The organism is Streptomyces corchorusii (assembly GCF_001514055.1).
In the GTDB taxonomy this organism is placed as follows: Bacteria; Actinomycetota; Actinomycetes; order Streptomycetales; family Streptomycetaceae; genus Streptomyces; species Streptomyces olivaceoviridis.
Genome location: NZ_KQ948358.1, coordinates 191,193 through 203,565, shown reverse-complemented (window position 1 = coordinate 203,565; position 12,373 = coordinate 191,193). Strand labels below are relative to the sequence as shown.

Genomic DNA, 12,373 nt, shown 5'->3' with positions numbered 1-12,373 from the left:
CCGAGGTGGTGGCCCGGCCCCCGTCAGAGCTTGCGAAGTCCACTGAGCACCCTTTCGAGCAGCGTCACGTCCGGAGCGCCACCGTTGTTCTCGTCGCCACCCGGCTGGTGGATGGCGACCAGGCCGGCCTCTGCGAGGTCGGCCACCAGGATCCGGGCCACACCGAGCGGCATGGCCAGCAGCGCGGAGACCTCCGCGACCGACTTGACCTCACGGCACAGGTGGCAGATGCGCTGGTGCTCCGGGAGCAGCCCCATGAGCGCTGCCGGGTCGGCCGTGGTGCTGATCAGCGCCTCGATGGCGAGCTGGTAGCGAGGCCTGGTCCGGCCGCCGGTCATGGCGTACGGCCTCACCAGCGGCTGGTCGCCCTCGTCCCCGTACGGCTCCGCGTACGGATCATGATGGGCGGTGGGCGGGGTCATGAATCCTCCGGGCGGGACAGCAAGTCGGTCAGTCAAGCCGTCGGAAGGGGCCGGTGGGGGGATTGTGGCGGCCGGACGGTGTTTTCGTGAGGTGGGTGGTGCCGGGGGCGGTCAGTGAAGCAGACTTCCCTGTAGTTCGGCGCGCAGGTCCGGGGTGAGTACCGCCCCTGCGCGGTCGACGAGCAGTGCCATCTCGTAGCCGACGAGACCGATGTCCGCCTCGGGATGAGCAAGGACCGCGAGCGACGAACCGTCCGAGATGGACATCAGGAAGAGGAACCCGCGTTCCATCTCGACGACCGTCTGCGCGACGGTGCCGCCCTCGAAGATCCGGGACGCCCCGGCCGTCAGGGAGGTCAGACCGGACGCGACGGCCGCGAGCTGGTCCGCGCGGTCCCGCGGGAAGCCTTCGGACATCGCCAGCAGAAGGCCGTCGGCGGAGACCACCACGGTGTGGGACACCCCAGGGGTGTTGTCCACGAAGTTGGTGATCAACCAGTTCAGGTTCTGTGCCGCCTGGCTCATCGGACTCAACTAACGCTCCTGCTGGTGAGTGGGGCTCGGGAAGCTGCCGGTCTGGCCGCTGCCGGCCTGACGGCCCTGAGCGATGCCCCGACGGAGATTGGTCAGCCGTCCGCGCACGTCGTCAGGCGCGCGCGAGACCTGCGGACCGCTTTGGTGCTGTTGCTGCTGTGCCGTGCCCGGCACGAGGTTCGCCCGGGGCACGCGGCGCGGCAGGCCGGAGGTGGTGATCCCGCCGGCCGCGGGCTGACGGACGCGCTCGGCCTGCCGGACGAGTTCGTCGTTCGGCGAGGTACGCCAGGAACCGTTGGGGCCGCCGTTGTTGCCGGCGGGCGCGGGGCGCTGCGGAGCGGGTGCCTGGGGCTGCTGCCGTTGCGCGGGAGCGTCCTCCTGCTGCTGACCGTGGAACCAGTTGGTCTCCAGCGTGTCGTACAGCGGGGTACGGCCGTCACCCGGACCGCTGGCCGGGGGCAGGGCCCATCCGTCACCCGGTCCTGGGCGGCGCCCCGGTTGCCGGGCTCCTGGTGGAGCGGACGCTGCTGCGGGGCCGGCGGGCGGGGGGCGCCGAAGTCGGCACGGGCCGGCTGCGGGCGCTCGAACTGCCCGGTGTGACCGGGGTCCTGCCGGCCGGGCAGCGCGTGCTGTCCGGTGGAGCTGTTGTCGTAGCCGCCGTCGTACCCCTGCGGGGCCTGCTGGGCCGGGAACTGGCCGGTGTGCTGAGCGCCGTTGTCCCGTTGCCCGGGCGCCGGCGTGCCGAACACGTCGGAGCGGACGAACGAGCCGGTGCCCTGCTGGTCGCCGCCGTCGAAACGGCCCTGCTGCCGGCCGTCGTCGGGGAGCCCGAACCGGCCCGTGTCCTGAGGGTTCTCGGGACGCGCGAACTGGCCCGTCTGCTGGAGGTCGTCAGGACGCGCGAACTGCCCGGTCTGCTGGAGGTCGTCGGGGCGCCCGAACTGGCCCGTGTTCTGGGCGTCTTCCGGACGCCCGAACCGGCCGCTCTGCTGGGGGAGGTCCGGACGGGCGAACTGCCCCGTGTGCGAGTTGCCGTTGAGCTCGGCGCGCGGGAACTCGCCGGTCGGGGCCGGACCTTGGGCGTCGATCCGCGGCATCTCCGCGGTGGAGCCCGGACCCTGCCGGTCGTCCACGCGCGGCATGTGCGCGCTCTGCGCCGGGTCCTGCTCGTCGTGGCCGCGCGGGGTGTCCAGCGAGGCGCGCGACAGCGGGGACTGGGCGTCGCTCCAGTCCGGCGTGCGGGACTGCGGGTCACCGCCGGGCAGTTCGGCGCGCGGGCCGCCGCGCGGCGGGAGCTGGGGCCGGCGGCCCTGGTCGGGGGCGCCGCCGGACCGCTTCGGGCCGCGACCGCCGAAGGCGTCCTGCTGCGGCCCGCCCGGGTTCGCGGCCTGCAAGCCCTGCGGGGCGCCCGGCGCCTGACCGCCGAAGCCGCCCGCACCCGCACCGGCCGGAGCCGGCCGTCCGCCCTGGGGACCGCGGGCGCCCGGCGCACCGGGACGGCCGCCCTGGCCCGTGCCGGGCAGCGCGGCCCGGGGACCCTGGGCGGAGCCGGCCTGACCACGCGGGCCCGGACCGGAACCGAGCAGACCGCCACCGCCCGGGGCGCCGCCGTTGCCGGCGCTCTGCCGCCGGGCCGCTGCCGCACCGGCGGCGGCCTGCGCGGCGGCGGGTCCACCGGTGGACATGGGGGCACCGTGCTTGCCCGGAGCGGGCTTCTTGCCACCCTGGGCGACGTCCACGGGCAGCATGACCAGCGCGGTCGTACCACCGGAGTCGGACGGGCGGAGCTGGATGCGGATGCCGTGCCGCTGGGACAGCCGGCCGACCACGAACAGACCCATGCGGCGGGAGACGGAGACGTCCACGGTGGGCGGCGAGGCGAGCCGCTCGTTGATCGCCGCGAGGTCCTCGGGGGAGAGGCCGATACCGGTGTCGTGGATCTCGATCAGGACGCGGCCGTCGGGCAGCGCGTGACCGGTGACCTTCACCTTGGTCTGCGGCGAGGAGAACGAGGTCGCGTTCTCCAGCAGCTCGGCGAGCAGGTGCACGAGGTCGTTGACGACCCGGCCGGCCACCTCGGTGGTGGGTACGGCGGCCAGCTCGATGCGCTCGTACTGCTCCACCTCGGACGCGGCGGCGCGGAGCACGTCGACCAGCGGGACCGGGCGGGTCCAGCGACGGCCGGGCTCCTCACCCGCGAGGACGAGGAGGTTCTCACCGTTACGGCGCATACGCGTCGCGAGGTGGTCGAGCTTGAAGAGGGAGGAGAGCTGGTCCGGGTCGGCCTCGCGGGACTCCAGTTCGGAGATGAGCGAGAGCTGGCGCTGGATCAGACCCTGCGAGCGGCGCGAGAGGTTGGTGAACATCGCGTTGACGTTGCCCCGCAGCAGGGCCTGCTCGGCGGCGAGGCGGACCGCCTCGCGGTGCACGTCGTCGAAGGCCGCGGCCACCTGGCCGATCTCGTCCCGGGAGTGCACACCGACCGACTCGACGGAGGTGTCGACGTCCTGCGGGTCCGACTCCGACAGCTGCTTGACCAGCTCGGGCAGACGGTCCTGGGCGACCTTGGTCGCGGTCTCCTGGAGCCGGCGCAGCGAGCGGATCATGGACCGGGCGACGACGAACGCGCCGACCAGCGAGACACCGAGCACGAGCAGGATCAGCGCACCGGAGATGATCGCGTCGCGCTGGGTCGCGCTCTTCAGCTCGCGCGCCTTCTGCTCCATCTCCTCCAGGAGCGTGCGCTCGATCTTCTTCATCTGCTCGATCTTGGTCGAGCTGTCGTCCAGCCAGTCCTTGTACGACCGCGCCGGGAGCTGCTGGAGGCCGTCCGGGGACTCGAAGGAGCGCTTGGCGTAGGTGTCGGCGGACTCGATCGTCGGGTTGCCCTCGTCGATCGGCTTGAGCAGTTCCTCGGCGTTCTGGCCGGCGTAGATCTTCCGGAAGATCGCCAGCTCGGAGCCCTCGCTCTCGTACGCCGACTGGCCGTAGAGGCGGTCGTTCTCGGAGAGGTCGCCCTTGGTGCTGGTGGTCGCGGGCAGCGCGGCGGCGATCATCGCGCGCTGCTCGGAGGCGTACTCCTTGGCGGTGGAGAAGGCCGCCAGGGCGCGGGTGCGCGAGATCATCTCCGGGTTGCTGGACGCCTCGGCCATGTCCTGGGAGAGGCCGATCAGCTGGGTGATGAGCCGGTGGTAGGACTCGACCGTCTGGGTCGCGTTGTCCTTGGACGAGTAGGCCGACTTGCGGATCTTGGCGAGGTCGTCCAGCTGGTTGGCGAGGCCGACCAGCGCGTCGCGGACGCCCTGGAGATTGCCGTCCTTGCTGGCCGCGTCGATCTGCTCGGAGGCGTCGAGGAAGTTCTCGCGGGCCCGGTCGGTCTTCTGCTGGTACGCCTTGATCTGGTAGTCGTTCGACTTCAGGCCGCCGTGCGCCAGGGGACCGGCGGACTGGTCGCGCTCCTCCTGGAGCGCGTGGGCCAGCTCGGTGGCCTGCTTGGTCATCTCCGTCAGCAGCTTGATGTTGTCGAGCTGCTGGATGTCCTCGATGGACTGGTCGATGCGCAGCGCGCCCAGCGAGGTGGCCGCGACCACCGGCAGCGCGAGCAGGGACACCAGGCGGGTGGAGATGCGCCAGTTGCGCAGGGCGAGCCGCGAACCGGTGCCGGTCGGGCCCTGCGCGGGCTTCACCGCGGGCGCGGGGTCGCCCGAGGGCGCCGCGGTCGCGGAGGCCGACGGGGCCGAGGCGCCCGGACGACCGCCGTCCGCGGCCTGGCCCGGTCCCGGGTTCTGGGCGTGCTGGGGCGAGGAGCTGACGGCCTTGGGGCCAGTCCCGCCGTGCGGCTCCGGCTCCGCCGAAGCGCTGCCATCCCTCTTGAAACGTCCCTGCACTAGCGTCGCAACCTCTGGACCAGGCGCCCCTCCGCGTGAACGGAGGGACACGGTGTCGGCGTTGTGGAGAGCGCCCTGAATACGCCCCCCGGTGGTCTTGAGTGACCGGCGCTGGTTCCCCCCTGTCTCGCCGCCGCTCGGCGCTGTGCGCGCCCCCTGCGCCGGTTCCATCCCGCGGCGGTCCGTGGAATTCCAGCACAGTGCAGGATCTCCAACAAGGGCAGTGGGCCGAGCTGTGACCTCCGTGACCGCCAGTGAGTGGCGGGTTACCAGCAGTGGAACCCGATCTTGGGCATAACGGGCGTACCCATGCGAGTCGCCGTGCGTCGCCCTGTGTCCCAGTCGCCATGATCAGGAGCGGAATGGTGGCTTCAGTGGGTCAATGTCCGTTTCGCTGGAGCGAGTTGCCGGTCGGAATTGACCGGTTTGCCCGTGAGTTCGTGAGCAAACTCACATACGACTCGGGGTCAGTTGGCACCTTCGTCGGGGAATCGGATGTTTAGCCTGACGCTTTACAAGACGGACGACTCTGCCAACCACTCGACCAGAGGGCACAGGACGACAACGGTGAAGACGACGATGATGTTCCGCAAGATCGCCAACCCGCGGCGCACGACCCTGGCTCACCTGAAGGACGCCGGCGAACTGCACACGCCCGAGCTGCCGGAGCACTCCGTCGACCTCCCCGCCCAGACGGCCAACCCCCGGCGCACCATCCTGATGGAGGTCCCGGCCGGCGCGGGCGCCCCGGCCGGCGAGTAACCGACGGCTCCGCCGGGCGCGGCCGGAAGGACCACGCGGTCCCTTCCGGCCGCGCTCGTCTTCCCCGGACCCCGCGCCCGGCGCCACCGGGCGACCCCGGCTGAGCCCGGCCCCGGTGACCCGCCCCTGACCTGCGGCGATGCCCCCGGAAGCGAACAACTTCGCATAGCTCCGATAACCTGGGGCGTCAGTACGCCGGTTCTCAGTGAGGGGCGCAAGGATCCCGTGCGCATCGCCAGGTTCTCCATCGACGGGAACGTAGCCTTCGGCGCGGTCGAGGGCGACAAGCAGGACGAACTCGTCCTCGACATCATCAAGGGCATCCCGTTCGCGGACTTCGAGCTGTCCGGGACGAAGGTGCCGCTGAGCAAGGTCAGGCTGCTCCCGCCGGTGCTCCCCAACAAGGTCGTGGCCTTCGGCCGCAACTACGCCGAGCACGCGCGCGAACTGGGCAACGAGGTGCCCGACGCGCCGTTCGCCTTCTTCAAGCCGTCCACCTCCGTGATCGGCCCCGGCGACGACATCCAGTACCCCCCGTTCTCCCGGGAACTGCACCACGAGGCCGAGCTGGCCGTCGTCATCGGCCGCCTGTGCCGCGAGGTCCCGCGCGACCGCGTCAAGGACGTCATCTTCGGCTACACCTGCGCCAACGACGTCACCGCCCGCGACGTGCAGAAGCGCGAGAAGCAGTGGGCCCGGGCCAAGGGCTTCGACACCTCCTGCCCGCTCGGCCCCTGGGTGGAGACCGACCTCACGGTGGACGCCGCGAACGACCTCACCGTCCAGCTCACGGTCAACGGCGAACAACGCCAGCTCGGCCGCACGAGCGAGATGATCCACCCCATCGAGGACCTGATCGTCAACATCTCCGAGGCCATGACGCTGCTCCCCGGCGACGTGATCCTCACCGGCACCCCCGCGGGGGTCGGCCCCCTCAGCGTCGGCGACGAGGTCGCCGTCACCATCGAAGGCATCGGCACTCTCACCAACAAGGTTGTCAAGCGTGGCTAGCGCACCCGGCTCCGTACGCGTCCGTTTCTGCCCCTCGCCCACCGGTAACCCCCACGTGGGCCTGGTCCGCACCGCCCTGTTCAACTGGGCGTTCGCCCGGCACCACCAGGGCACCCTGGTCTTCCGCATCGAGGACACCGACGCGGCCCGCGACTCCGAGGAGTCCTACAACCAGCTGCTCGACGCGATGCGCTGGCTCGGCTTCGACTGGGACGAGGGCCCCGAGGTCGGCGGCCCGCACGCGCCGTACCGCCAGTCGCAGCGCATGGACATCTACGCCGACGTCGCCCGCAAGCTCCTCGACGGCGGCCACGCCTACCACTGCTACTGCTCCCAGGAGGAGCTGGACGCCCGCCGCGAGGCCGCCCGCGCCGCCGGCAAGCCGTCCGGCTACGACGGCCACTGCCGCGACCTGAGCGCGGCGCAGGTCGAGGAGTACCAGGCGCAGGGCCGCACCCCGATCGTCCGCTTCCGCATGCCGGACGAGACCATCACCTTCACCGACCTGGTCCGCGGCGAGCTGACCTTCACGCCGGAGAACGTGCCCGACTACGGCATCGTCCGCGCGAACGGCGCCCCGCTGTACACGCTGGTGAACCCGGTGGACGACGCCCTGATGGAGATCACCCACGTCCTGCGCGGCGAGGACCTGCTCTCCTCCACCCCGCGCCAGATCGCGCTGTACAAGGCGCTGATCGAGCTGGGCATCGCGAAGCAGATCCCGCAGTTCGGCCACCTGCCGTACGTCATGGGCGAGGGCAACAAGAAGCTGTCCAAGCGCGACCCGCAGTCCTCCCTCAACCTCTACCGCGAGCGGGGCTTCCTGCCCGAGGGCCTGCTCAACTACCTCTCCCTGCTGGGCTGGTCGCTCTCCGCGGACCAGGACATCTTCACGATCGAGGAGATGGTCCGGGCCTTCGAGATCGCCGACGTGAACCCCAACCCGGCGCGCTTCGACCTGAAGAAGTGCGAGGCGATCAACGCCGACCACATCCGCATGCTGGACGTGAAGGAGTTCACCGAGCGCTGCCGCCCGTGGCTGAAGGCGCCGTTCGCGCCCTGGACGCCGGAGGACTTCGACGAGGCCAAGTGGCAGGCGATCGCCCCGCACGCCCAGACCCGCCTGAAGGTCCTGTCGGAGATCACCGACAACGTCGACTTCCTGTTCCTGCCGGAGCCGGTCTTCGACGAGGCCTCGTGGACCAAGGCGATGAAGGAGGGCTCCGACGCCCTGCTGCGCACCGCCCGCGAGAAGCTGGAGGCGGCCGACTGGACCTCGGCCGAGTCGCTCAAGGAGGCCGTCCTGGCCGCCGGCGAGGCCCACGGCCTCAAGCTCGGCAAGGCCCAGGCCCCGGTCCGCGTGGCCGTCACCGGCCGCACCGTCGGCCTGCCGCTCTTCGAGTCCCTGGAGATCCTGGGCAAGGAGAAGACCCTGGCCCGCGTCGACGCGGCGCTGGCCAGGCTGACGGCGTAGGCGCGCGCGTTCCCGAGGGGCGGTGGCCGTACGGCTGCCGCCCCTCGGGCATGTCCGTCAGTGGCTCGCACTAGTGTTTCGGCCCACACGGCTCGCACAGCGAGCGGGATCGAGAAGGGCGCCGTCATGCCGATGAGTCCGCGGGACTACACCTGGCTGTTCACCCCGGGCAGCACGTTCAGCTACGAGTCCGGGACCACGGGTGTGATCCACGTGGCCGACGGCGGCGAACTGGACCTCCCCACCGGCCGGGTCGTCGCGAGCGACCCGTTCGTCTACCTCGGCAGCGGTGACATCGAGCCCTTCACGGCCACCGTCGAGCCCGGCCGCTACCGCGTCGAAGCGGCCGTCGCGACCCTCACCCGGCCCGGCGAACCCCCCTCCGACGTGCCCCACCTGCGCGTGGCCGCCGCACGCCTGGTCATCCGCGACGAGCCGGCCGTCACCTGGGAACTGGCCCTGCTCCCCGGCCAGGACCCCGCCGAACTGAAGGACGACGAGTTCTTCGGGTACGGCGTCGACGCCGGCACGGGCTGCTTCTACGACGCCTCGGCCGAGGAGGCGTTCCCGGAGACCCAGGAGGAGGAAGGGCCGCTGTGGGACGCGTTCGAGAGCAGCGACTGGTCGCCGGGGCCGTTCCTGGTCAGGTCCACGGACGGCGGCCACACCCTGGCCGCGTTCACCTCCGGCTGGGGCGACGGCTGCTATCCCACCTGGACGGGCCGCTCGGCCTCGGGTGAGGTCACCTGCTTCCTGACGGACTTCTTCGTGGCCCCGGACCCCGCCTCCGACCAGGCCTGAAGCGCCTGACGAGCAATGATCCGATTCCCCGGCGCCCCGCCCGGTGCGGCGGTACCGTCGGTCGTATGACGATCAGAGCCGTGGTCTGGGACGTGGACGACACCCTGTTCGACTACACGACCGCCGACCGGGAGGGCATGCGGGCCCATCTCGCGGTGGAGGGGCTGCTCGCCGGCTACGGCAGCGCCGAGGCCGCGCTGGTGCGGTGGCGGGAGATCACCGAGCAGCAGTGGGCGCGCTACGCGGCCGGCGAGACCACCTTCCAGGACCAGCGGCGCGACCGGGTCCGGATCTTCCTGGACAAGGACCTGACCGACGCGGAGGCCGACGACTGGTTCGGGCGGTACATCGGGCACTACGAGGCCGCCTGGAGCGTCTTCCCGGACGTCCTGCCCGCCCTGGAGGCCCTCGCGGCCAGCCACCGGCACGCGGTGCTGTCCAACTCCAGCATCGCCGTCCAGGAACACAAGCTGCGCACGCTCGGCCTGCTCCACCGCTTCGAGTCCGTGCTGTGCGCCGCCGAGCTGGGCGTCTCCAAGCCGGAGCCGGGCGCCTTCCTGGCGTCCTGCGAGGCGCTGGGGCTGCCCCCGCACGAGGTGGCGTACGTCGGCGACCACCCCGAGATCGACGGGCGGGGCGCCGCCGAGGCCGGGTTGCTGTCGGTGTGGATCGACCGCGGGACGGCCTGCGCGCGGGCCGCCGGGGAGGTCGTGGCGCACCGGATCTCGACCCTCGCCGAACTCCCGGCGCTCGTCCGCGCGGATACCCGTTTTGGAGCCCCGTCCTCCTTCAGGTAATGTTCTTCCTGCGCCGAGGGGAGCGGGCCGGAAGGCCGGAGCCCCGAGGAGCAAGCTAGAACGAGAACCCCGTAGGGGCTTGAGTTCCAGTGGCCTATGGTGTAATTGGCAGCACGACTGATTCTGGTTCAGTTAGTCTTGGTTCGAGTCCAGGTAGGCCAGCTCGCAGAGCTTATCTGCAAAGCCCCCGTTGTGTAGCGGCCTAGCACGCTGCCCTCTCAAGGCAGTAGCGCCGGTTCGAATCCGGTCGGGGGTACTGATCTCGACCTCGTCGGGATCGCTAGGGCCCCCGTTGTGTAGCGGCCTAGCACGCCGCCCTCTCAAGGCGGTAGCGCCGGTTCGAATCCGGTCGGGGGTACTGACTGGTCTAAACCATCATTGGTCTATGGTGTAATTGGCAGCACGACTGATTCTGGTTCAGTTAGTCTTGGTTCGAGTCCAGGTAGACCAGCTCGGACCTGCGGAAACGCAGAGTCCACGCCCCCGTTGTGTAGCGGCCTAGCACGCCGCCCTCTCAAGGCGGTAGCGCCGGTTCGAATCCGGTCGGGGGTACGCACGGGCAAGGCCCTCCACTTCGGTGGAGGGCCTTCGCCGTACCGGGCGCTACTCGAAGCCGTACCGCCGGGCCGACTCCTCCTCCTGGGCCAGCCGACGCAGGGCCTGGAGGATCGGCTCGGTCAGCACCGCGCCGAGCACCGCCGTCTCCACCTTCTCCGCCTCGGACGGACGGGTCTCCACGAAGTCCAGGTCGAGTGCGGCCGCCTCGTGCATCAACTCGGCATAGGAGACGAGCAGTTCGCTGTCCCAGTCGTAGCCGAGCCGGCGGAACGCGGCCACCGCCACCACCAGGGAGCGGTACGCGGGGGAGATCGTCGTCAGCAGCCTCGCGTTCGACCAGCCCAGCCGGTCCAGCAACTCGTCCGCCTCCCGGCGCGCGGCCCGGACGTACTCGTCGTCCTCGTCCGGTTCCGGCACCTGCGGCAGCGCCCACAGGGCCGCGCCCAGCCGGATCGTGCGGCCCAGGGACTCGTCGTCGACGTTCCGCAGGACCTCCCGGACCGTGGCCACCGGGAGGCCGCCGACCTGGATCATCGCGCGGACCAGCCGCAGCCGGCGCAGATGCTCGTCGTCGTACTCCGCCGTCGTCGCGTTGACCTGGCGGCCCGGCGGCAACAGGCCCTCGCGCAGGTAGTACTTGATCGTCGCGGTGGCCACACCGCTGCGTCTGCTCAACTCGGCGAGCCGCATGCCTTGCGCTCCTCTTCGGATACCGCCACTATCCAAGCACCGGCCGTTGGATAGTGCCGCTCACCGACCAGGGGGACGTCATGGTGACCCGTACGACCGCCGACGCACAGGGCGATGTCGTCGTCCTGCTGATCGGCATGCGCATCAACCGCTTCCGGGCCGTCCGCCTGTGGCTGCCGGTGCTGCTCGCGATGCTGCGCATGCTGCGGGAACTGGAGAAGCAGCCCGCGCGCGGGCTGCTCGCCAAGGTGCTGCTGACGGCGTCACCGCGTACGTACTACGTCGTGCAGTACTGGGAGTCCAAGGAGAAGCTGTACGCCTACGCGACCGCGCCCGACGCCTTCCACCACGAGGCGTGGGCGCGGCTCAACCGCAAGGAGCGGAGCGGGAGGCTGCGCGGGCAGGTCGGGATATGGCACGAGTCGTACGTCGTGCCGGAGGGGTCGTACGAGGCGATCTACGGCGACATGCCGGCGTTCGGGCTGGCCGCCGCGCACGGGCAGGTGCCGCTGGAGAGGCGGGGGCGCTCCGCGAAGGACCGGTTCGCCTACCGGTCGGGCGGCTAGGCCCTGCCGCTTGGATCCATCCCGGCGTCGCGGGGGAGGGCGGTCCGCTCCCGTCGGGAAGGGGCTGCCGCGGCGTTGGGGCGGCTCCTTCCCGGCCGGAGCGGTCCTGTCGCTCTCAGCCCGAGCGGCGCAGGGCCTCCGAGAGGCGGCCCGCCGCGTCGATGACCGCCTGGGCGTGCATGCGGCCCGGGTGGCGGGTCAGGCGCTCGATGGGGCCCGAGACGGAGACGGCGGCCACCACGCGGTTGGAGGGGCCGCGCACGGGCGCGGAGACGGACGCGACGCCCGGCTCGCGCTCGCCGATGGACTGGGCCCAGCCGCGCCGCCGTACGCCCGACAGGGCCGTCGCCGTGAAGCGGGCGCCCTGGAGGCCGCGGTGCAGGCGCTCGGGCTCCTCCCAGGCGAGCAGGATCTGCGCCGAGGAGCCGGCCTTCATCGTGAGCGTGGAGCCGACCGGGACCGTGTCCCGGAGGCCGGACAGGCGTTCCGCCGCGGCCACACAGATCCGCATGTCCCCCTGGCGGCGGTAGAGCTGGGCACTCTCGCCGGTGACATCGCGGAGGTGGGTGAGCACGGGGCCCGCCGTCGCGAGCAGGCGGTCCTCGCCCGCCGCGGCCGCCAGCTCCGCGAGGCGCGGGCCGAGGATGAACCGGCCCTGCATGTCGCGTGCCACCATGCGGTGGTGTTCCAGGGCCACGGCCAGGCGGTGGGCCGTGGGTCGTGCCAGTCCGGTCGCGCCGACCAGACCCGCGAGGGTGGCCGGACCGGACTCCAGAGCGCTCAGGACGAGGGCCGCCTTGTCCAGAACGCCGACGCCGCTACTGTTGTCCATGCAACGATACTCGCGTCTCACTCTGTGAAACGCAAGTTC

General features: G+C 71.3%; 11 protein-coding genes and 5 tRNA genes. 11 read left to right on the top strand and 5 right to left on the bottom strand.

Annotated features, from left to right (window positions below; all coding sequences use genetic code 11):
* Window positions 1-23 precede the first annotated feature (23 nt).
* From AQJ11_RS22020 to AQJ11_RS22010, 3 genes are all read right to left on the bottom strand, one after another.
* Window positions 24-422: a DUF742 domain-containing protein gene (locus AQJ11_RS22020; RefSeq protein ID WP_009190816.1), complete on the bottom strand. Its 399-nt coding sequence runs from the start codon at window positions 420-422 to the stop codon at window positions 24-26.
* Window positions 423-533: 111 nt separating this feature from the next.
* Window positions 534-947, bottom strand: coding sequence for a roadblock/LC7 domain-containing protein (locus AQJ11_RS22015; protein ID WP_014675212.1), 414 nt, complete (start codon window positions 945-947; stop codon window positions 534-536).
* A 101-nt stretch (window positions 948-1,048) separates the two neighbouring features.
* Window positions 1,049-4,843: a sensor histidine kinase gene (locus AQJ11_RS22010; RefSeq protein ID WP_482256566.1), complete on the bottom strand. Its 3,795-nt coding sequence runs from the start codon at window positions 4,841-4,843 to the stop codon at window positions 1,049-1,051.
* 567 nt (window positions 4,844-5,410) lie between these two features.
* On the opposite strand from AQJ11_RS22010, the gene AQJ11_RS22005 reads away from it, so the two are divergent.
* The 10 genes from AQJ11_RS22005 (at window position 5,411) to AQJ11_RS21960 (ending at window position 10,240) form a co-directional block, all read left to right on the top strand.
* Window positions 5,411-5,605 carry a hypothetical protein gene (locus tag AQJ11_RS22005; protein ID WP_014675214.1) on the top strand — a complete coding sequence of 65 codons (195 nt, stop codon included), beginning with the start codon at window positions 5,411-5,413 and terminating at the stop codon, window positions 5,603-5,605.
* A gap of 225 nt (window positions 5,606-5,830) precedes the next feature.
* Window positions 5,831-6,616, top strand: a complete 786-nt coding sequence (locus AQJ11_RS22000) for a fumarylacetoacetate hydrolase family protein (protein WP_014675215.1) — start codon at window positions 5,831-5,833, stop codon at window positions 6,614-6,616.
* Entirely contained in the window at window positions 6,609-8,090 is a 1,482-nt protein-coding gene (gene gltX, locus AQJ11_RS21995) for a glutamate--tRNA ligase (protein WP_079082378.1), read from the top strand. Before AQJ11_RS22000 ends, gltX begins: the two co-directional genes overlap by 8 nt.
* Before the next feature lie 126 nt (window positions 8,091-8,216).
* Window positions 8,217-8,891 (top strand): DUF4241 domain-containing protein, encoded by a 675-nt coding sequence (locus AQJ11_RS21990; RefSeq protein WP_059264114.1) that lies wholly within the window; start codon window positions 8,217-8,219, stop codon window positions 8,889-8,891.
* 65 nt (window positions 8,892-8,956) lie between these two features.
* Entirely contained in the window at window positions 8,957-9,688 is a 732-nt protein-coding gene (locus AQJ11_RS21985) for an HAD family hydrolase (RefSeq protein WP_107120859.1), read from the top strand.
* A 90-nt stretch (window positions 9,689-9,778) separates the two neighbouring features.
* Window positions 9,779-9,850 (top strand) — tRNA-Gln (locus AQJ11_RS21980).
* Window positions 9,851-9,871: 21 nt separating this feature from the next.
* Window positions 9,872-9,944, top strand: a tRNA-Glu gene (locus AQJ11_RS21975).
* A gap of 29 nt (window positions 9,945-9,973) precedes the next feature.
* Window positions 9,974-10,046: transfer RNA gene (locus tag AQJ11_RS21970), tRNA-Glu, on the top strand.
* Between the two features lie 21 nt (window positions 10,047-10,067).
* Window positions 10,068-10,139 (top strand) — tRNA-Gln (locus AQJ11_RS21965).
* Window positions 10,140-10,167: 28 nt separating this feature from the next.
* Window positions 10,168-10,240 (top strand) — tRNA-Glu (locus AQJ11_RS21960).
* A 51-nt stretch (window positions 10,241-10,291) separates the two neighbouring features.
* Here the strand turns inward: AQJ11_RS21960 and AQJ11_RS21955 are convergent.
* Window positions 10,292-10,936 carry a MerR family transcriptional regulator gene (locus tag AQJ11_RS21955; protein WP_014675219.1) on the bottom strand — a complete coding sequence of 215 codons (645 nt, stop codon included), beginning with the start codon at window positions 10,934-10,936 and terminating at the stop codon, window positions 10,292-10,294.
* Window positions 10,937-11,016: 80 nt separating this feature from the next.
* On the opposite strand from AQJ11_RS21955, the gene AQJ11_RS21950 reads away from it, so the two are divergent.
* Window positions 11,017-11,502, top strand: a complete 486-nt coding sequence (locus tag AQJ11_RS21950) for a DUF4188 domain-containing protein (RefSeq protein WP_059264249.1) — start codon at window positions 11,017-11,019, stop codon at window positions 11,500-11,502.
* Window positions 11,503-11,617: 115 nt separating this feature from the next.
* On the opposite strand, the gene ndgR is transcribed toward AQJ11_RS21950, so the two are convergent.
* Window positions 11,618-12,334 (bottom strand): IclR family transcriptional regulator NdgR, encoded by a 717-nt coding sequence (gene ndgR / locus AQJ11_RS21945; protein ID WP_014675221.1) that lies wholly within the window; start codon window positions 12,332-12,334, stop codon window positions 11,618-11,620.
* Window positions 12,335-12,373: the final 39 nt, after the last annotated feature.